The 19,290-nt window shown below is 37.7% G+C and carries 20 protein-coding genes and 1 pseudogene; 12 read left to right on the top strand and 9 right to left on the bottom strand.

The genetic code is table 11. From position 1 onward, the window contains the following. Positions 1 to 360: 360 nt before the first annotated feature. Positions 361 to 759 (top strand): transcriptional regulator SpxA, encoded by a 399-nt coding sequence (spxA, locus tag UN64_RS08515; protein ID WP_066288819.1) that lies wholly within the window; start codon positions 361 to 363, stop codon positions 757 to 759. 354 nt (positions 760 to 1,113) lie between these two features. Here spxA and UN64_RS08510 read toward each other — a convergent pair whose 3' ends face one another. Beyond that, complete coding sequence (locus UN64_RS08510; protein ID WP_066288821.1) at positions 1,114 to 1,779, bottom strand: TerC family protein; 666 nt, start codon at positions 1,777 to 1,779, stop codon at positions 1,114 to 1,116. Between the two features lie 323 nt (positions 1,780 to 2,102). Here UN64_RS08510 and mecA point away from each other — a divergent pair, with 323 nt between their 5' ends. The 3 genes from mecA to pepF all read left to right on the top strand — a co-directional run bounded on the left by mecA (position 2,103) and on the right by pepF (position 6,012). Continuing rightward, a complete protein-coding gene (mecA, locus tag UN64_RS08505) occupies positions 2,103 to 2,774 on the top strand; it encodes an adaptor protein MecA (protein WP_077361683.1) in 672 nt (223 codons plus the stop codon). A 165-nt stretch (positions 2,775 to 2,939) separates the two neighbouring features. Then, positions 2,940 to 4,118 carry a competence protein CoiA gene (locus tag UN64_RS08500; protein ID WP_245802030.1) on the top strand — a complete coding sequence of 393 codons (1,179 nt, stop codon included), beginning with the start codon at positions 2,940 to 2,942 and terminating at the stop codon, positions 4,116 to 4,118. Positions 4,119 to 4,194: 76 nt separating this feature from the next. Then, positions 4,195 to 6,012: an oligoendopeptidase F gene (pepF, locus tag UN64_RS08495; protein WP_077361679.1), complete on the top strand. Its 1,818-nt coding sequence runs from the start codon at positions 4,195 to 4,197 to the stop codon at positions 6,010 to 6,012. A gap of 79 nt (positions 6,013 to 6,091) precedes the next feature. Here pepF and UN64_RS20835 read toward each other — a convergent pair whose 3' ends face one another. Beyond that, positions 6,092 to 6,268, bottom strand: coding sequence for a hypothetical protein (locus tag UN64_RS20835; RefSeq protein WP_171978836.1), 177 nt, complete (start codon positions 6,266 to 6,268; stop codon positions 6,092 to 6,094). Between the two features lie 45 nt (positions 6,269 to 6,313). Here UN64_RS20835 and UN64_RS21360 point away from each other — a divergent pair, with 45 nt between their 5' ends. Continuing rightward, positions 6,314 to 6,439, top strand: a complete 126-nt coding sequence (locus UN64_RS21360) for a hypothetical protein (protein WP_281249400.1) — start codon at positions 6,314 to 6,316, stop codon at positions 6,437 to 6,439. A gap of 288 nt (positions 6,440 to 6,727) precedes the next feature. Here the strand turns inward: UN64_RS21360 and UN64_RS08490 are convergent. From UN64_RS08490 to UN64_RS08475, 4 genes and pseudogenes are all read right to left on the bottom strand, one after another. Beyond that, positions 6,728 to 7,628: pseudogene (locus tag UN64_RS08490) on the bottom strand (ClpXP adapter SpxH family protein). After that, positions 7,612 to 8,028, bottom strand: a complete 417-nt coding sequence (locus tag UN64_RS08485; RefSeq protein ID WP_077361677.1) for a globin domain-containing protein — start codon at positions 8,026 to 8,028, stop codon at positions 7,612 to 7,614. Before UN64_RS08485 ends, UN64_RS08490 begins: the two are co-directional and overlap by 17 nt. A 416-nt stretch (positions 8,029 to 8,444) precedes the next feature. After that, the gene (locus UN64_RS08480) at positions 8,445 to 9,113 is read right to left on the bottom strand and encodes a lytic transglycosylase domain-containing protein (protein WP_077361675.1); all 669 of its coding nucleotides are present in this window, start codon (positions 9,111 to 9,113) and stop codon (positions 8,445 to 8,447) included. A 63-nt stretch (positions 9,114 to 9,176) separates the two neighbouring features. Further along, complete coding sequence (locus UN64_RS08475; RefSeq protein WP_077361673.1) at positions 9,177 to 9,758, bottom strand: CYTH domain-containing protein; 582 nt, start codon at positions 9,756 to 9,758, stop codon at positions 9,177 to 9,179. Between the two features lie 122 nt (positions 9,759 to 9,880). Here UN64_RS08475 and UN64_RS08470 point away from each other — a divergent pair, with 122 nt between their 5' ends. The 5 genes from UN64_RS08470 to UN64_RS08450 all read left to right on the top strand — a co-directional run bounded on the left by UN64_RS08470 (position 9,881) and on the right by UN64_RS08450 (position 13,492). Continuing rightward, positions 9,881 to 10,282 carry a UPF0738 family protein gene (locus tag UN64_RS08470; RefSeq protein WP_171978835.1) on the top strand — a complete coding sequence of 134 codons (402 nt, stop codon included), beginning with the start codon at positions 9,881 to 9,883 and terminating at the stop codon, positions 10,280 to 10,282. Next, positions 10,279 to 10,926 carry a GTP diphosphokinase gene (gene yjbM, locus UN64_RS08465; RefSeq protein ID WP_425590099.1) on the top strand — a complete coding sequence of 216 codons (648 nt, stop codon included), beginning with the start codon at positions 10,279 to 10,281 and terminating at the stop codon, positions 10,924 to 10,926. Before UN64_RS08470 ends, yjbM begins: the two co-directional genes overlap by 4 nt. Positions 10,927 to 10,939: 13 nt before the next feature. Further along, positions 10,940 to 11,734: an NAD kinase gene (locus UN64_RS08460; RefSeq protein ID WP_077361669.1), complete on the top strand. Its 795-nt coding sequence runs from the start codon at positions 10,940 to 10,942 to the stop codon at positions 11,732 to 11,734. Beyond that, positions 11,727 to 12,635: an RluA family pseudouridine synthase gene (locus UN64_RS08455; protein ID WP_306460368.1), complete on the top strand. Its 909-nt coding sequence runs from the start codon at positions 11,727 to 11,729 to the stop codon at positions 12,633 to 12,635. Before UN64_RS08460 ends, UN64_RS08455 begins: the two co-directional genes overlap by 8 nt. 74 nt (positions 12,636 to 12,709) lie before the next feature. After that, positions 12,710 to 13,492, top strand: a complete 783-nt coding sequence (locus UN64_RS08450; protein ID WP_171978834.1) for a sulfotransferase family 2 domain-containing protein — start codon at positions 12,710 to 12,712, stop codon at positions 13,490 to 13,492. Positions 13,493 to 13,536: 44 nt separating this feature from the next. Here UN64_RS08450 and prpE read toward each other — a convergent pair whose 3' ends face one another. Both prpE and UN64_RS08440 read right to left on the bottom strand, forming a co-directional pair. Further along, positions 13,537 to 14,277: a bis(5'-nucleosyl)-tetraphosphatase PrpE gene (gene prpE / locus UN64_RS08445; RefSeq protein ID WP_077361663.1), complete on the bottom strand. Its 741-nt coding sequence runs from the start codon at positions 14,275 to 14,277 to the stop codon at positions 13,537 to 13,539. A gap of 66 nt (positions 14,278 to 14,343) precedes the next feature. Further along, positions 14,344 to 15,501 (bottom strand): FtsW/RodA/SpoVE family cell cycle protein, encoded by a 1,158-nt coding sequence (locus UN64_RS08440; RefSeq protein ID WP_077361661.1) that lies wholly within the window; start codon positions 15,499 to 15,501, stop codon positions 14,344 to 14,346. A 152-nt stretch (positions 15,502 to 15,653) separates the two neighbouring features. On the opposite strand from UN64_RS08440, the gene UN64_RS08435 reads away from it, so the two are divergent. Further along, a complete protein-coding gene (locus tag UN64_RS08435) occupies positions 15,654 to 17,498 on the top strand; it encodes a monovalent cation:proton antiporter family protein (protein ID WP_077361659.1) in 1,845 nt (614 codons plus the stop codon). Positions 17,499 to 17,838: 340 nt separating this feature from the next. Further along, positions 17,839 to 18,618, top strand: a complete 780-nt coding sequence (gene fabI / locus UN64_RS08430) for an enoyl-ACP reductase FabI (protein ID WP_077361657.1) — start codon at positions 17,839 to 17,841, stop codon at positions 18,616 to 18,618. Positions 18,619 to 18,734: 116 nt separating this feature from the next. On the opposite strand, the gene UN64_RS08425 is transcribed toward fabI, so the two are convergent. After that, positions 18,735 to 19,118: a hypothetical protein gene (locus UN64_RS08425; RefSeq protein WP_077361655.1), complete on the bottom strand. Its 384-nt coding sequence runs from the start codon at positions 19,116 to 19,118 to the stop codon at positions 18,735 to 18,737. Positions 19,119 to 19,290 lie beyond the last annotated feature (172 nt).

Genomic DNA, 19,290 nt, shown 5'->3' with positions numbered 1-19,290 from the left:
TCCATTTCCCATACATAAATGATTTCTTGCTAGGGTGGGTTCATCGCAACTTCCGCGATAATTGAACTTACTTACACCAATCAAATCTTACAAAATCAATAATGGTTATAAAAACAATCTTTTTTATGTTTTATGAAACTTATCTTCGGGTAATACGTCTATATATATGTAGAAAAATTATCGGATAAGTTGTGTAAGACAATCTGGAGATGTATTACATTTGTATGACAATTTCGTAAAAATGTACAAAAGTCTGTATAACCTCTACCGAAAATGTAAAATGTGTAGTATACTATGAATGATGATTTAATAACTTTTTTAAAGTACCTAAATCAGAGAGAGGGGAAGGAGAGTTCCAATATGGTCACACTATTTACTTCGCCGAGCTGTACATCATGCCGAAAAGCTAAAGCATGGTTAAAAGAAAATGAAATTCCTTATCAAGAAAGAAACATTTTTTCGGAACCTTTATCAATAGAAGAAGTTAAGCAAATCTTGAGAATGACAGAGGACGGTACTGACGAGATTATTTCTACTCGTTCAAAAACGTTCCAGGAACTTAACATTAATCTTGAATCCATGCCTTTGCAAGATCTATATCAATTGATTGCTGATCACCCTGGATTGTTGAGAAGACCTATTATCCTGGATGAAAAGCGTCTGCAAGTCGGCTATAACGAAGATGAAATTCGCCGTTTCTTGCCAAGAAGAGTACGTACTTTTCAGCTTATGGAAGCACAGCGTCTTGTAAATGAATAAAAGAAAAACTTCCGCTGTCAAAAGTGCGGAAGTTTTTTTATGTTCACTGTTAATAGTTATACTGTTGATTTCACCGCTTAGCCGGGACTGAAAAATGAAAATCATCTTTTATTCGTGCGGTACAGTTTTTGCTTTAGAGATCTTCTTCATTGCTTAGTTAATTGGAGCGCAAGGATGAGACTCCTGCAGGATGAGTGGGACAGGTGAGACCATTCAATGACGCAAAGCGGCGAATGGTTTTACCGCACACCCTGCGGAAAGCGAGTCCTGGAGCGGAAATTAACTTCTATCAAAAGCAACCAAAACAATCATAAAAATAATCCTGCCAGCATCTACCGGCAGGATTATTTTTCTTTACTTTGCTTTTCTTTTAATGGAATTCGTCAAAATACCTGCAAATAAGACACCGATGATTAAGAATAAATATAATCCATATTCAAGCATAGTATTATCTGCAAAAACCGTGTGAAGCATTTTTTCTTCAATGATCATACCTGCTGCGGTAAAAGCGAGTACGCCCGAACCAATATAAATTAATACAGGAAAACGTTCCATGAAGTGCAATATTATTTTACTTCCCCATATAATGATTGGTACAGATACTAATAAACCAATCACGACAAGAATAATATTTCCATGTGCTGCCCCGGCTATTGCTAAAACATTATCAAGACCCATAGCAATATCTGCGAATACAATAGTTTTAACAGCATCAGATAAATTTTTTCCTGCTTTTACATCAAGTTCTTCATCTTCTTCCAGAATAAGCTTGTACGCTATGATTAGAAGTAAAATACCGCCTGCTAGGTATAAGAATGGAATATTTAATAAATAAACAGCTACAATGGTTAATACTACACGCACTACTATAGCCAGTCCAGTTCCCAAGAATATGGCTTTATTTCTCTGTTTCTCAGGTAAGTTTCGGCTAGCAAGGGCTATAACAATAGCGTTATCGCCGCCAAGCAGAATATCAATCGCGATAATTTGTAAAAGGGATATCAGAAAATCTGTTTCCAAAAGTAAAACCCCCGTATGTAATGAAATTTCAAGTGAGTTATGGTACAATATGTTAACCTTAAAGACCATTGAATTATAGTCCAGCTTGACCATCTCCGTCAAGCAGCAGCAGTTTTTTTATAATAGATCTAGGCACAAAAAAGGGCAGTAAATACGGGCCTTTTTTATTTCCAGATTAGCTGTTTTGTCATAGAATAAGGTACAAGAGGTTTAATTGTGATTGATGTAATTTTAGTTGGGGAATAAAAGGTAATAAGCATTGCTTTTTTCTAGGGGTATTTATCCCTTCACGAACAAACCGGAGAGAAGGGAGAGAAGCAGAAATGGAAATTGAAAGAGTGAATGAGTTCACCATTAAATTTTTCATAACGTACAGAGATATTGAAGATCGCGGATTCGACCGTGAAGAAATATGGGCTGACCGCGAAAGAGGAGAAGAACTCTTCTGGGAGATGATGGACGAAGCCCACCAGCAAGAACAGTTTCCATTAGAAGGTCCTCTTTGGATTCAAGTGCAGGCTCTGGATAAAGGTCTTGAAATTATTGTGACTCGTGCACAAATGTCTAAGGATGGTAAAAAGATTGAACTTCCAATAGGTGATGATAAGTTAGACTTGCCTGTTGATCAAAATATTGAAAAATTGCTGGATCAGCAATTTCAAACAGACGAAGAAGAGTTCGATGAACTGGAGGAAGCTGAAGATGATTATTTATCTTTCTTAATTTCTTTTGGAGATTTTGAAGATGTTATTCTTCTCAGCCATACCATTGATTCTTCCTCATTTGAGAATTCGCTGTTTCACTTTGAAGGCAAGTACTATCTGTATGTGACATTCAACCCGGATGCTCCTGACAGAGAACAAGACGATCTATTAGCTCAGCTTCTGGAGTACGGCAATGACTCAGATTTGTCAGTATACCGAATTGAGGAATATGGCAAAACCATTGTTTCTGAGGCTGCTTTGGAACATGTACAAAAATATTTCAAATTATAAGTTATAACCGATTTCAGTAATATTTGAAATCGGTTATTATTTTTTTCTTTAAAGAGTATTCTCGATTTCTAATGTTTTAAAGAATAATTTTTAGAAAAGCTTAAAATGTTTTTTATGCTTCTTTCCCACATTATTAATGTAGATGTGAGGGGAGTGGTGACAAAAATGCTAGTGGCTCTATATGAAAATCAATTTGTTGATATGACTGGAGAGACTTCAAAGGAAAAATGGTACTCAATAATGAAAACTGGATTGCTTTTATGTCCCGTTTGTAAGAATAAAGTAATTCCTAAGTGCGGTCCTAAAAATGTTTGGCATTTCGCGCATCAGTCGCAAGATGCTTGTGATGGCTTGCATGAAGCGGAAACAAACTATCACTTAATGGGAAAAAAGAGTCTTTTCCATTGGTTTAAGAGAAAAGAGAAAAACCTATACTTAGAACATTATCTTCGTGATATAGCCCAAAGGCCGGATATTTACTTGGATGAAGATAAACAAGCGATTGAATTCCAATGTGCAACCTTGAATGTTGATATGTTTACTAGCAGAATTAATGGCTATCAATCAATTGGCATTGAATCTGATTGGATTTTTGGCATGAAAAGAATTAATAAGAAAAGAGAGAATTTATATTCACTGCAGATGACAGATCTTACGGCTGCCAAAAGAGACAAAACAGGAAAGCTATATTTAAATTATTTTTGTCCTTTACAGCAGCAGTTTCTTCTCCTAAGAAATATTCTACCAATCTCACAAAGAAAAGTATTAGCAGATGGATATTCATTTTCTGCAAAAAATCTGGATTTGACCATGATGTTTGATACATTAAACAGTAAAAGTTATGAGTATCGAAACCTATTGTGGAACAATCAAAAAAAGACATGGAGAATGACAGCCTATAGAAATGTCTCACCTTCAATTATGTATGTAAAGAAAGTTATGTATTTTAATCACAGGTCAATAACCTTATTTTCCCCCTTAGCAGGAATGCCTTCCTATAACTATTACTTCTTTGAGACTTCACCTTTTATTTGGCAATCCTATCTATTGTTTTTTATTGATAAATTATCTTCAACCTTTACTCTGAATCAGCTTGAAAATGAGTGTAGAAGATTAATGGCAAAACGGATCTTGTTGGAAAGAAAACTTCCTTATATAAAAGGAAGTTTTCAATGTGCCATAAAAGGATATTTAAACTTTCTGGAATCTGAACAAATTATTGAGCAAATGAATGACATTCATTATAAAAAAAAGAGACCCATTCCATATCCTAAAACGCTTGATGAAGCGTTCAAACAAGACAAAATTTTCAGTGAAAAAGCCGTAATTTTTGACTTTGTATAAGCATTTTCTGGTAATATGTAGATATACATAAGGAGAATGTTATGCATTTTCTTTAATTTTATATGGAGGTGTTTGTATGTCTCAAACAAAAACAAAATCATTGCCTAAGCGTAATGAAGTTGCCGTAGAAGATACGTGGGATTTAGAAGCAATTTACGCGTCGGATGAAGTTTGGGAAAAAGAATTTGAGGAAACGAAGCAGATGCTTCCGGAGCTTAAATCCTTTCAAGGTAAATTAGGGGAATCGGCCGAAACACTTTATACTTATCTGCAAAAACAAGATGAAGTAACTAAAAAGCTTGGTAAGCTTTATACATATGCTCATATGAGATATGACCAGGACACTACCGACTCCTTCTATCAAGGATTGAACGATCGTGCTTCTAACCTTGCCACGCAAGTAAGCAGCACTGTTTCTTTTGCAGTGCCTGAAATTTTATCTCTTTCTGAAGAAGCACTTAGTCAGTTCCTTCAAAGCTATGAGCCTCTTGCACTTTATAAACATGCACTAGACGAGATCAACCGTCAGCGTCCTCATGTGCTTTCTAAGGAAGAGGAAGCACTTTTGGCAGATGTCAGAGAGGTTGCTAATACTTCAAGCAATACTTTTGGTATGCTTAACAACGCTGATTTGAAGTTCCCTGTTATCAAAGACGAGAATGGAGAAGATATTGAAGTTACGCATGGCCGCTACATCCGTTTTCTTGAAAGCTCTGATCGCCGTGTAAGAGAAGATGCGTTTAAAGCGGTGTATGGAACGTATGATTCGTATAAAAACACTTTTGCAAGCACACTTGCGGGTACGGTAAAACGCGATAATTTCTTTGCGAAAACTCGACATTTTGAATCAGCTCGACAAGCAGCTCTAAACAACAATAATATTCCTGAAGCGGTATATGATAACTTAGTAAAAACGGTTAATGATAATCTTCACTTGCTTCACCGTTATGTCCGCCTTCGTAAAAAAGCTTTAGGTCTTGATGAGCTCCATATGTACGACTTGTACACGCCACTCGTAAAAGATGCAAAGATGGAAGTGAGCTTTAAGGAAGCACAGCAGCTTGTGTTGGACAGCTTGGATCCTATGGGTGAAGAGTATAAAACAATCGTTAAAGAAGGCTATGAAAAGCGCTGGATTGATGTTCATGAGAATGCTGGAAAGCGCAGTGGAGCGTATTCTTCTGGTGCTTATGGTACAATGCCATACATCTTAATGAACTGGCAAGACAATGTAAATAACTTGTTCACACTTACGCATGAGATCGGTCACTCCGTGCACAGCTACTATACACGTGAAAACCAGCCGTATCCGTATGCTGATTATTCTATCTTTGTTGCAGAAGTGGCATCGACATGTAATGAAGCCCTTCTAAACCATTACATGCTGCAAAAAACGACGGATAAGAAAGAAAAGCTATATCTTCTAAATCACCACTTAGAAGGATTTAGAGGTACTGTTTTCCGTCAGACGATGTTTGCTGAGTTCGAACAGGAAATCCATGTTCGCGCTGCAAAAGGTGAGCCTTTAACACCAGAACTTCTAACAAAGATCTATTACGATCTTAATGTGAAGTACTTTGGAGAAGACCTTGCGATTGATAAAGAAATTGGATTAGAATGGGCAAGAATTCCTCATTTCTATTACAACTTCTATGTATATCAATATGCTACAGGATTCTCTGCAGCTGCTTCTTTATCCAAACAGATCCTTGAAGAAGGAAAACCTGCAGTAGACAGATATCTGGAATTCTTGAAAGCAGGAAGCTCAGATTATCCGATAGAAGTATTGAAAAAAGCTGGTGTTGATATGACGACTCCAGAACCAATTGAAGATGCTCTTAAAGTATTTGAGTCTATTTTAGACGAGATGGAAGAGTTGTTGTTCGAGAAATAAAACGAAGGCTCTACAAAAACAACCTTTTTTAACCAGCTAAAAAAATCCTGTCCGGTATATCGGACAGGATTTTCTAATTTTATAAAATTCTTTTAAGTTTTGAACGGTAATTGTAGCACAGCATCGTTATCAATATGGCGATAAACAGACTTGGAACGGCCACAATTTTGGGAGCCATATTTAATAGGGAGAGTACAAAATAATAGAAACTCCCAGCTAACGAAATCAAACTAACAATAATCAGTATTAAAAACATTCAATCTCCCTCCTTGGTACATGTTATTCGGTTTTTAAGGAGGATATGCAAGCACGTCCAGAAAGAAAAAAAGAAGAACAAAACCTTTGGCCGAAACGAATAACGTTCTTTGAGCTGATCAATTTTTTTCCATACGTTTCTAGAGAAATGAGCAACAAAACAGCAATTTAGAGTGGATTCACTCCAAATTCGTTCACAATTAAGCAATTTGGCTGACGCCAAGCTTTTTTTTATGGAGTTCAAACTCTATATTTCCTGAACTTTTAGTATTAATCCCGCGAGTTTCATGGATATTCCCGCGAGTATATACAATAATCCCGCGAGTTCAGCACATATTCCCGCGAGGATGTAATTTCTAACATTTCGCTTGCTTTTACTTTCATCTCCAACGAACAAAAACAACAATCCACCAGACAAGTCAAATATAATTCCTGCAATGAGAAAAACCCGCTGATGATCTCAGCGGGTTTGAATATATCTCCAGAAAGTTCCGTACTTTACAGGGACTCGTTCAACTTTTTGCTGTAAAACAAGTCTCTTTAATTGTTTTTCAGCTTCTTCACAGCTGATTTGATAAACAACAGAAACTTCTTTCGTAGCGACAAAAGCGTAATTAGCAAGAAATTCTTCTAAGGCAGGAAGCGGTGCTGGTTCAATCGCTACTCCAGACATTTCTCTTAGGATTTCAACATAAACATCATAAGAATAACAACCGGAAATTTTAATTCCGTCATCATCTGTTTTGTCATTGAAGACAATGAGAGTAGGGATTTGAGTTACATCCATCTCTTGAGAAAACTTCAAATCGCATCTAAGCGCTTTAATAGCAGCTTCTGAAGATAAATCATTTAAGAATTCTTCTTCATCAAGGCCGACAGAACGGGCAATCTCCAATAGAACTTCCTCGTTGCCAATGTTTTGTTTGTTTAAGAACAGGTTCTCTCTAAGTTTTCTAAGAAACTTTATCCCTTGCTGTTTGCCTTGTAGTTCCGCTGCTTTAATAGCTAATGTAGCTTTATGCGGAGATGAGATGGGGTTTTCCAGCCATACATCACCATCACAGCTCATTCCTGATAATGATGCTGTTTTTTCCCATTTCTCAGCAATATGTTCAGCCGTTTTAACCCTTTCTTTTCGGTATATAGGTATTTAAAGACTCAAGACTGCCACTTACAAAATTGCGAAGTCTGAAATAGTGTCCATATTCTACTTGCAGTTTCTTAAGAACAGGTTCCAATGACCAGCATTCTGGACAAAACGGATCGATGACAGAATAGATTTCCAATGGCTTTTGACATGCTTGACTTTTGTTGGTCTCTTGATCGTCATAAAAGGAATTGGAATTATACAGTGTCAGCATTCTCGCCCCTTTCTGAATCTTCGTTCGTATTTACCATATGATAAGCTGTCATTTTTAGGCGGCTTAGTAAAAACTCTTGTAGTTCAGGTTGCAATTTTTCAATTGTCATCGCACGCTCCATACAGTTTATCCAAGCTTTTGCATGAGTATTAGTGATTGGGAACGGCATGTGACGAGCTCTAAGCATAGGATGTCCGAATTCTTCTGTATATAACGGCGGTCCGCCAAAGAACTGACTTAAAAAACGGGTCTGTTTATAAGCAGTTTCGGTTAAATCATCTGGAAACAGAGGTGACAGCATAGGATCTTTACTTACCAAACTGTAAAAAGTGGTTACAAGCTTTTCGAGTCCTTGCTTTTCTCCTAAAAGATAATATGGTGATTTTGTTTCATCAAACATGGTGCAAAAGCTCCTTGCGTTAATTTGTAAGTTTATTGTAGCAAGGTTCATGAATTGTAAGCAAACAATATGAACATTAGGAATTTTAACGCTAGAAAATGTAAGTCGAAATCTTTGTTGATCGTGGGTGGTGATTTCCGCTCCAGGAGGCTCGCTTTCCGCGGGGCGTTCGGTGAGTCTCCTATGCGCTATGCGCCGTTAGGAGTCTCACCTGACCGCTTCAAGGAAGTATCCTTGCTCCTGTGTCTAAAAGTAAATGCTAGATGTGAGATTCCTCGTCGCATGCCTAGCGAGAAGTTTCTCATGTGGTAGGCACGCACCTTGCGCTCCATTCACCTAGTCAATGAAGAAGAGTAAAAAAACTAGCATTCTTAAAGGTAGTCTTAAAGAAAAAGAAAACCCTCCATAATGGAGGGTTAAGCGAACGTCTTATATGTATTCATAACCTTTTTTACATAAGCAATGGTTTCTTTAAAAGGTGGGATGCCATTATATTTATCCACGTTTCCTGGTCCTGCGTTATAAGCTGCAAGTGCGAGCTGTTCGCTGCCATTATATTTTTCAAGCATCATCTTTAAATACTTAGTCCCAGCTTCAACGTTTTGAACAGGATCAAAGGAATTGGTGACGCCAAGACTTTTAGCAGTGGAAGGCATTAATTGCATAAGTCCTTGTGCACCTGCATGGCTTTGGGCTGTACTTTTAAAATTCGACTCATGTTTAATGACAGACCGGATTAAATTTGCGTTCACACCATATTTCTCGGCAGTGCGTTCAATCAAATCATCAAGACTTTTTGAAGGTATGTTCATTTTACCCGATGCTTGTAAAACAGGATCCACTGTACTTCTATTTGATAGATCAGAAGCAAGAGGGAATACCACAGGTACTGGACTGCTCATTAGTGCAAATTGATCCATGTTTAGTGCAGTGGCAGAGCTTACGCCATCTTTCGAATAAGCTTCATTCAGCAGTGCGGCAAAGGGGCTGGAACCTGACCCATTGTTATCGGATGAAACAGAATTTATATTGAGCTGCTGCAGAGCTTGGATTTCCATAAGTGCTTTAAAAGACTGGATATTCAAGAGGTTTCCTCCTAATAGGAATACTAATAAGGACCACATAGATAATATATGATTCCAAAATGGTTATTTTAATGAAGACTTTTCTGTAAAGAACCGATGAATCTTGCTTTTTGTTTCACGTACTGGGATGTTTTTTGATTTTAACAGCTCGAGAAATATTTGCTGTCCTTTCTTATAATCGGCAGATTCGTATTCTAATTCATAGTCGATTTTACCTAAATAATGATTTTCATCTAGAACGAGTAAACCCACTTGGTAAGGAATTTCGACCCTGTTCGTTGTTAATTCTCCTAAAAATTTTATTTCAGCAGTATCAATTTTCAGCTTGCGGAGAACTTCTGTCACTTCTCCTTCCGGCAGCGGCATTCCTCTAAGAACTTTGGGGAAAATACCATTATCTATAGTCTGATGGGTTTCAAGTATGTGTTCTTTAAACTGCTGTTTTAAAGTAAGTGTGTATGTATTCTTTTTAAAACGAATTCTTAACGCGCTCTTATGATTCTTTAATTGAAAATCTTCTGTATCAAAATAATAGTTCGTCTGATTATTAAAATCTGGTTTTTGGACCTCCAATTCACTTATGAGCTGCAGAAATTCTTCATATGTTAATAAGTTTTTAAACTCAATCTCTATTTCTTGTGACACTGTTCGATTCCTCCTGGTGCAAAATTAAGTTAAACACATTATCTCATAGCAAAACCCGCTTCTCAATTTCTTAATAATTTCTATTTTGTGTTACACTATTAGTGAAGAAACAGGAGGTTTTTATGATGATGCCACTACGAATGAATGTGCAGTCAACTGCATGGGAGCAAAACAAACTAAATTTAAATGTATCAGATGAAGTGAGCCAGCAGCTTTCCGATTGGAAAGACAGTGAAAGAATGCTTGTAGACTCTGATGGATTAGCATTTATTTATGTACTCGAGAACAAAGAAGGTTTTATCCATATCTCAATAGGGAGCAGCCATTGGGTAAATGTAAAAAAAGCATTGTTGGAAAAAGCTGTTGTCGTGGTTCGCAACGGAAAAGGAGAAGAGCTTGAACTAACTGCTTTCTCTAGCGAAATGGATTATTTGACTGATAATATTCAAGGTAACGCAAACTATGGTCAGCAAATGGAAGAAGAAGTGATTAAGATATTTGGTACAGAGGAAAAAGCTCAATGAGTATGGATTGGGAAGCTCTATTAATTCCGTATAAGCAAGCTGTTGATGAACTGAAAATTAAGTTTCGCGGGATCCGCGAACAATTTGAAAGATCAAACCAGCATTGTCCTATTGAATTTGTAACAGGAAGAGTGAAGCCCGTTAAATCGATTGTTAACAAAGCGTATCAAAAAAATATTCCAGATAAAAGTTTGGAGCAGGAGATACAGGATTTAGCTGGTTTAAGAATCATGTGTCAATTTACTGATGATATTACGACTGTTATCAATCTGCTCAGACAGCGTAACGATTTCAAGATTGTAGAAGAGAGAGATTATATTACACACAAAAAGCCAAGCGGCTACAGATCTTACCATCTCGTTATTGAGTATCCTGTCCAAGTATTAGACGGGGAGAAAAAGATATTAGTGGAAGTTCAAGTAAGAACACTTGCGATGAATTTCTGGGCGACGATCGAACACTCAATGAATTATAAGTATCAAGGACAGATTCCGGAAGATATCCGTCAACGCCTGCAAAGAGCAGCAGAAGCGGCCAATCGTCTCGATGAGGAGATGTCTCAGATCAAAGGTGAGATCCAAGAAGCGCAGTTAGTGTTCTTGGAACGCAACGATAAATCCAGTGAAACCAATCTAGGATCATAAAGGATGAGAGAGAATGAAGTTTGCCATCATTTCAAAAGGCGATAACAAATCGAATATCTTAACCGAAAAAATCCGTTCGTATTTAGAAGAATTCGAATTAGTTTATGAAGAAAAGGAACCTGAAATCGTTATTACAGTCGGCGGTGATGGAACATTGCTTCATGCTTTCCATCATTATGTACACCGCATTGATAAAACAGCGTTTGTTGGTGTTCATACTGGACACCTTGGATTTTTTGCAGATTGGCTGCCTGAAGAGGTAGAGAAGCTCGTCATACATATTGCAAAAACACCTTTTCAAATTGTGGAATATCCTCTATTGGAAGTGACCGTTCGGTACATTGATGGAATTGATGAAAAAAGATATTTGGCGGTCAACGAATGTACAGTCAAAAGTGTTGAAGGTTCACTCGTTATGGACGTTGAGATCAAGGGTGAAAAGTTTGAAACCTTCCGTGGTGACGGCTTATGTATTTCTACACCTTCTGGGAGTACGGCTTACAATAAAGCTCTTGGGGGTGCAATTATCCATCCTTCTCTTGCGTCAATCCAGCTGTCAGAGATGGCATCGATCAACAACCGCGTGTTTCGTACGATAGGTTCGCCGCTAGTACTGCCTCAACACCATACATGTATTTTGAAGCCGGTAAACGATGTTGATTTTCATATTACGATTGACCATTTATTTTTAGTGCAGAAAAAAGTAAAGTCGATTCAATATCGGGTTGCTGAAGAAAAAATAAGATTTGCTCGATTCCGCCCGTTTCCATTTTGGAAGAGGGTCAAAGAATCGTTTGTCAGTGAATAACATGAAAAACTTCTTTGAAATTTCATGGGTTGTAACTGAAGCTGAGGAATCTGTCTTATTAAGAGAGTTTTTGAAGACTAAACAAATATCTAAAGCAGCGCTGACCGATATTAAGTTTCACGGCGGCGCTCTTTTTGTGAATGAAAAAGAAGTAACGGTAAGAACTCCTCTATCAAAAGGGGATGTTGTAAAAGTTCACTTTCCACCCGAGAAACAAAGTGAATCTATGGAAGCTGAAAATATTACACTCGATATCGTTTATGAAGATGAGCATTTTCTGGCAGTAAATAAACCGCCTGGAATGCCTACTATTCCATCACTATATCAGCCGAGAGGATCGCTTGCAGCAGGCGTTTTGTTTTATTATCAGCAACATGATATTCCAGGAACTTTTCATGCTGTTAACAGACTGGACAAAGATACATCAGGCATCGTCCTTGTTGCTAAACACCGGTTTGCTCATTCATTGATGTCCAAGCAGCAAAGAGAGAAAACAATCCAACGTGAATACATTGCACTCGTTCACGGAGAATTGGAGCAAGATCTTGGGACGATAACCAGTCCGATCGGAAGAAATCCAGACAGTATTATTGAACGTATCGTAAGAGAAGATGGACAGCCGTCCATCACTCACTTTGAAAAAATAAATTATCTTTCGGATCATCATATTTCAGCCGTCAGACTTAGGCTTGAAACTGGAAGAACACATCAGATCAGAGTGCATATGGCCTCCATTGGTCATCCATTAATTGGAGACGACCTGTATGGTGGCAGTCGAGACATAATTAAACGCCAAGCTCTCCATAGCGAGACTGTTAGATTCATTCATCCATTCTGTAATGAAGAGGTCATGATTAAAGTGGATTTGCCAGATGATATGAGAAAGTTAGCTATAATATAAATTAATTTTTGCTCAAAGATACAAGCAAAGCAAGCCCCTGATTCATTTACTAGTAATGAATGGGGGTGAAAACCATGTCTGATTTACAAAAGAAAAAAGAAGAGGCAATTCCAGGTCTGATTGCAGAACCAATTCCATTGTTTCATAAGGAGTTTCCGATCATCTTCTTCTGGAACCCAAAGTGTGGATGTACAACTTTGGTGAAATGGTTTTACTTTCAAATCGGAATCTTAGATCAAGCCAATAAATATTCTGAATGGATTCATACTTATAGAGAGAACGTCTATGAATTGCAACCCAATCATAAACTCAATTTACGAAATGAACTTATGAATCTAAAAAAGGATACTTTTAAGGTAATTAGAAACCCATATAAAAGGGCAGTGAGTTCATATATTGCAGCATTAGCAATGCCTGAAATCATGAGACAGATTGCTCCAGATGTTAAAGAAGGTTTTTCCTTTAGGCAATTTTTATACAGGCTCGAGGAGATTGGTGTGGAACGGGAGATCGTTAACTCTCATGTTGCTCAGCAGTATGTAAAAGGCGAAGAGCTTTTTGTTCAAAACTATATCAAACTCGAAGATCTCAATTCTAAGTTGAGAAACATTGAAAGTAAATATAAGCTGTTGCAGTCACCATTAGATGTTCTCACTCAATCACATCATCATATTGCTCAAAAGATGAATACAACTGCAAAAGAATCTTTTGCTGATGTGAATTTACATTCATACATTCGAAACAGTACACTGCCGCCTTATCAAAATTTCTATGATGGTGAAACAAAAAAGCTAGTGTTCGAAATTTATGAACAAGATTTTATCATGTTAGGCTTTGATCCAGATCAGTTATTATAAATAAAAGGAGTGTAGTTTCATGAAAAACTGACACTCCTTTTGTTTTAATCATCAAATGAACGGAATTTCTCAGGAACAAACGGCATCGTGGAAGGTACACTAAACACTTCCATCTCGGGGTACCGTAGCGCGCTAAGCTTTCCGCCAAATACGCATCCGGTATCGATATTCCATGTGTTTTTAATATGGCGAACGTTTTCTACAGGGGTATGGCCATAAACAATTGTTAGATCACCATGGTGTTCCTTCGCCCAATCTCTCCTCACTGGTGTTCCATCTGGATTGGTTTCACCCGTAATATCTCCATACAAAACAAATGTTTTTACTTTTTTGCTCGTCTGTCCTACATAATCGGCGCGAATGCCAGCGTGGGCAACTACCAAATCACCTTTATCTAGTTCTAAATAAAGAGGAGCATTTTCGTACAGTGTGCAAAAACGTTCACTCACTGTTTTACGCAACTTATCATCAAGTGCTTCTAGTTCTGCAACAGTAGTTTCTAAGCCATGCTTCACCTGCACATTTCTTCCTAGTAAATATCGGTATAGTTTATTGCAATGATTGCCTGGAGTGTAAAATGCTAAATTTTGTTTAACAAGTTCAAAGACATGTTCCATCACTTTTATAGATTCAGGACCTCTGTCTGTGAGATCTCCCAGGAAAACGAGTTTTCTGCTTTCTTTGTGTCTAGGCAATCCCTCATTCCAATCATAGCCCAATACTTCTGTAAGGTTCCTGTATTCAGTAAAACAGCCATGGATGTCGCCGATGATATCATACTTCATATTTTTCACCTCATTCACTCTTAGGATACTTCAATGACATAAGAAAAACACCTGAAAAATCAGGTGTTATTCAAACATATATTTGGTTGTTCTCGACCTTACATTTAAAACGAGTCCAAAAGCGATCATGTATGCAAGTATCGAGCTGCCTCCATAACTGATGAACGGAAGCGGAATACCGGTGATCGGCATTACTTGTATGTTCATACCAATATTTTGGAACACTTGGAACGTAAGCATTCCGATCACTCCAGCACATAAATAACTGCCGAAAGCTTCGTTGCTCTCAAGTGCCGTGTTAATCATTCTGTATACCATCAAGAAGAATAATGAAATGACGATACTCGTTCCTAAAAATCCAAATTCCTCACCAATAATCGAGAAAATAAAGTCAGTCTGGGCTTCAGGGAGATAAACGGAACCTTCCGTGAACCCTTTACCGAAAAGCATGCCGCTGCCAATAGCAAGTAGCGCGTTACGAGTATGATATCCAGCATCTTTATGTTCGTAAGGTTCCAGCCAAGCATAGAAGCGATTCAGTTGATATTGATCAAGGATATGATCCACGAAAAACTGTGGAAAAGTGAAATATATCCATACTAGGATTGATATGAACAGAATAAAGGAAAGAATAAGGAATAGAATAATTCTCCATCTCACACCAGATACAAGTAAAAGGCTGCCTGTGATCGCCATAAAGACGAGACTTGTGCCAAGGTCGGGCTGCATGAGAACCAAAAGAGTAGGGAAGCCGGCAATTAGGGCTATTTTCCCAAGCAATAAAAGGTCTTCATGCATCGTACGGATAATATACTTTTCATTATGTGTAGCTATTGTATTTGCAATAGCAATAACAAGTGAAACTTTTACAAGTTCTGACGGCTGCAAGGCAAAAGGACCAAATCTGTACCAGCTCTGTGCACCGTTAATGTTAGGAACAATGCTCTCTGGGGCAGCAAGTATGCCGAGAAGCAGTAGTATTCCCAGTCCGTATAAATACCAGGAAAGCTTTCTGAACTGATCGAAATCTAATACCATTACTCCTACAACAGCGATACCGCCAATGAAGTACCAAACTAGCTGTTTAATAACAAAGTTGCTTCCGTATTGATCCATCATTTGAGCACTGTAGATGGCAATACAGCTTGTAATGACCATGAGGAACAAAATGAACAAAAGATTGTAATCAAGCTGCTGCCATGGAGATTTATGGTTATTCTGCATGTGGAATCGACTCCTTAAAGTAAAACAATAACATGTATTATCTTACCTAAAAACACAAGCTTTGCAAATCATTTTGAGCACAATCGTTTGACTTTTCTTTTTGAGGTTTAATATAGTAAACCAATAATAATTATGGAAATTACGGAGGTCCTATGGAAGAACATGCTTCTTTTACTTCATTAGTATTAGTTATTCTTACTGCATTTTTTATTCCGATATTACTTAGTAAGTTCAAATTGCGCGTTATTCCTGTTGTGGTAGCGGAAATCATTGCGGGAATTATCCTTGGTAAAAGCGGCTTTAATATCGTCCATCCTGATGCATGGCTGGAGATTCTATCAGTCCTTGGCTTTATCTTTTTGATGTTTTTAAGCGGTCTTGAGATTGACTTTAGCATTTTTGCTGGCGGCAATAACAAAAAGAAGAATAAAGAAGAAAGAAAAGAACCAAACCGTATTTTCGTTTCATCGGTAATTTTCCTTTTTATTCTCATCCTTTCATACGGATTATCCCTATTGTTTGTCTGGGGAGGATTTGCAGAAAGTGCGTTCTTTATGACACTTGTCATATCGACCATTTCATTGGGTGTTGTGGTACCAACACTTAAAGAAGAAAAGCTGTCTAAAACGACAATCGGACAGATCATCTTATTAGTCGCTGTAATTGCTGATCTCGTTACAATGATTTTGCTCGCTCTGTTTGTATCAATGCAATCAGGAGACCCGGGCAGAATGTGGCTGCTGCTCATTCTATTTGCAGCTGGAATAATCTTATACTTTGTTGGAAAACAGATGAGGCATCAATCATTTCTTGAAACCATGTCTAAAGGAACCATACAGCTTGATACAAGAGCTGTATTTACTCTGATCATCGTGTTAGTCGGTTTATCTGAAACAGTAGGCGCAGAAAATATCCTAGGTGCCTTTCTAGCCGGTGTACTTGTTTCTCTTCTATCACCAAATAAGCATCTTGTGCACAAGCTTGATTCATTTGGTTATGGATTCTTAATTCCTATCTTTTTTGTAATGGTAGGTGTTGAGCTTGATATCCGATCTATTTTTTCAGATTCTAAAGCACTGGCATTAATACCATTGCTGCTCGTTGCTTTATTAATTTCAAAATTTCTTCCGATTCTGTACTTGAGAAAATGGTATGATTGGAAAACGGTAACTGCAGCCGGATTTTTATTGACTTCCACGCTGTCACTCGTTATCGCCGCTGCAAAAATTGGTGAACGTATTGAAATTATAGATGCGAGAACATCTTCTGCACTTATCTTAACAGCAGTGATCAGTGCAATCATCACACCAATTTTCTTTAAAAAGTTTTTCCCGAAAAAAGAAGAGGGAGAAACAGCAAAAGAACAGCTTGTTATTGTCGGAGCTAATCAATTTACCTTGCCTTTAACATCTGAGCTCGACACAACAAGATTTGTGCAAAGAATCTATCACACAAAACAAGAAGAAAAAGATCAAAAGCAATTAGAAAGCTTCAATATAAAAGAACTTGAAAATTATGAAGAAAACACACTAAAGAAAGCAGATGTATTTAACACAGACGTTATCATTTGTGCAACGGGAAACGATGAAACGAATGAAAAACTTGCACTCCTAGCAAAAGAAGAAGGAGTTAAAAGAATTATTGCTCGAATAGAAGATCCTTCAAAACGTGATGGTCTTAAGGACGAAGGAATAGAAGTTTACTCTGTTTATTTCTCTTCTCAAGTTCTATTAAAAGCATTGATTGAAAATCCTGCTGTAGTTGATATTCTCACGACTCAAGATAACAGCTTGAATGAAATCATCGTTAGAAACAGCTCGTACCACAGAACGGCGTTAAGAAACTTCCCATTCCTAGGGGACAGTATTATCGTAAGAATCTATAGAGGAAAAGATTCCATCAACCCTCACGGTGACACAGAAATCATGCTGGGAGATAAGATGGTTGTTACAGGAAGCAAACAACAAGTTCATCAGATGAGAGAGATTCTTTCATAATAAAAGTGCTGGCAAATGCCAGTGCTTTTTATTTTTGCAAAAATGGAGCATGCTAGTAATAAAACAATAGAAAGGTGAAATCAAATATGATTCCAATTGTTTATTGCCCGAATTGTGAGGCACAGCATAATCTTAATGATGAAATACTTATTGCTCAATCGAACCAGAATGTAATTTACCGATGTCATGCATGTGGTTTTGAAGTGAAAAATATTGAGACAAGCAAAGGTTAACTAGTGAATTCTTCCTTTTTATCTGTTATACTAATTAGGACTTGGTACTAATAACAAATACTAATACTTAATTTAAAGAAACATAGACCATGGGGAGGAGATTTTTTATGTATCAACTATCATTACAAGATAAAACGTTTGTTGTTATGGGTGTTGCTAACAAAAGAAGCATTGCCTGGGGAATCGCTCAATCTCTATCAAAAGCAGGGGCGCGACTTGTATTTACATATGCAGGTGAAAGACTTGAAAAGAATGTACGTGATCTTGCGGAATCGTTAGAAAGAAATGATTCTCTTGTTTTACCATGCGACATCACAAATGATGAAGAAATTAAAAAGACCTTCACGACTTTAAAAGAAGAAGTTGGAGTAATCCACGGGTTAGCACACTGTATCGCATTCGCTAATACTGAAGAACTTAAAGGCGAATACCTGAACACTACTCGTGAAGGGTTCCTTTTGGCTCACAATATCTCTTCTTACTCCCTTACAGCAGTTGTTAAAGAAGCTCGTCCATTAATGACCGAAGGCGGAAGCATTGTTACTTTAACATATCTTGGCGGAGAAAGAGTAGTCTCCAACTATAATGTTATGGGAGTTGCAAAAGCTTCTTTAGATGCTAGTGTGAAATACTTGGCAAGTGATGTAGGAAAAGACGGAATCCGTGTTAACGCGATCTCAGCAGGTCCAATTCGTACATTAGCGGCAAAAGGGATTGGTGACTTTAACTCTGTACTAAAAGAAATCGAAGAAAGATCACCACTACGAAAAGCGAACACGCAAGAAGAAGTAGGAGATGCTGCACTTTTCTTGATGAGTGATTTGGCTCGCGGTATCACGGGTGAGATTCTTCATGTCGACAGCGGCTACAATACTATTGCACGTTAAAAGATAATAGACAAAACCCCGAATGCTCTCAATGGGATTCGGGGTTTTTTTCGCGTCCTGGACTGTATCCTATACTCTTCAGTCCTATAAAATGTTGTGGCTGTATCCTTTACTTATCAGCCTAGTACTGAAGGGGCAGTCAAGCCATTGCGAGATGGAACACAGACAATACCACAGATGCAGCGACAGTCGAATACAGATGTAATTGTATCGTTGCCCTCTCTGTGAGTTACGACTAAACAGCATGTTTTAGGGTCAAAACTTACGATTGTAAATTCTGTTGCAGGACCGCCTCCGCCTGTAACGTCAAGCCCTCGATCCGCACCTTTTAGTACAAGCCGAACTACTTGCTGTGCACCCATAGCGCATAAGTTGCCGTTCATTCTGTTATTAGCCAGCTGGTTTAAAAGTTCACAAACACAGCCAGTGCACTTTGACTTTTCTCTAGTCGTGCCAGCAGTGTCACCACCGCAACATGAGCTATTATTGAATAAACTCAATGTATTTCCTCCTTTGAAATAGATACATGTACCTGATTCCTCTCGTCTATCAGGTTAATATACTATATGGATAGTCGGACAAATGTGTAATAGGGTAATAAACCATTTTTCTTTAAATAGGCACATGGAAAAATGTTTAATCTTCCTTAAAAAGCTCTTTTCTAAAAGTTTG

Origin of the sequence: Fictibacillus arsenicus, from assembly GCF_001999465.1 — a bacterium.
Lineage (GTDB): Bacteria > Bacillota > Bacilli > Bacillales > Fictibacillaceae > Fictibacillus > Fictibacillus arsenicus.
The sequence above is the reverse complement of the archived record's forward strand: the minus strand, read 5'-3'. Positions and strand labels throughout refer to the sequence as shown.

Coding starts and splice junctions, on each gene's coding strand:
- UN64_RS08485 (WP_077361677.1), bottom strand. CDS start 8,028: ATGTTTGATGAAACAAAATCACCATATTATCTTTTAGGAGAAAAGCAA.
- mecA (WP_077361683.1), top strand. CDS start 2,103: ATGGAAATTGAAAGAGTGAATGAGTTCACCATTAAATTTTTCATAACG.
- UN64_RS08440 (WP_077361661.1), bottom strand. CDS start 15,501: ATGCAGAATAACCATAAATCTCCATGGCAGCAGCTTGATTACAATCTT.
- yjbM (WP_425590099.1), top strand. CDS start 10,279: ATGAGTATGGATTGGGAAGCTCTATTAATTCCGTATAAGCAAGCTGTT.
- UN64_RS08500 (WP_245802030.1), top strand. CDS start 2,940: ATGCTAGTGGCTCTATATGAAAATCAATTTGTTGATATGACTGGAGAG.
- UN64_RS08470 (WP_171978835.1), top strand. CDS start 9,881: ATGATGATGCCACTACGAATGAATGTGCAGTCAACTGCATGGGAGCAA.
- prpE (WP_077361663.1), bottom strand. CDS start 14,277: ATGAAGTATGATATCATCGGCGACATCCATGGCTGTTTTACTGAATAC.
- fabI (WP_077361657.1), top strand. CDS start 17,839: ATGTATCAACTATCATTACAAGATAAAACGTTTGTTGTTATGGGTGTT.
- UN64_RS08460 (WP_077361669.1), top strand. CDS start 10,940: ATGAAGTTTGCCATCATTTCAAAAGGCGATAACAAATCGAATATCTTA.
- UN64_RS08435 (WP_077361659.1), top strand. CDS start 15,654: ATGGAAGAACATGCTTCTTTTACTTCATTAGTATTAGTTATTCTTACT.
- UN64_RS21360 (WP_281249400.1), top strand. CDS start 6,314: ATGCAAGCACGTCCAGAAAGAAAAAAAGAAGAACAAAACCTTTGGCCG.
- UN64_RS08450 (WP_171978834.1), top strand. CDS start 12,710: ATGTCTGATTTACAAAAGAAAAAAGAAGAGGCAATTCCAGGTCTGATT.
- UN64_RS20835 (WP_171978836.1), bottom strand. CDS start 6,268: ATGTTTTTAATACTGATTATTGTTAGTTTGATTTCGTTAGCTGGGAGT.
- pepF (WP_077361679.1), top strand. CDS start 4,195: ATGTCTCAAACAAAAACAAAATCATTGCCTAAGCGTAATGAAGTTGCC.
- spxA (WP_066288819.1), top strand. CDS start 361: ATGGTCACACTATTTACTTCGCCGAGCTGTACATCATGCCGAAAAGCT.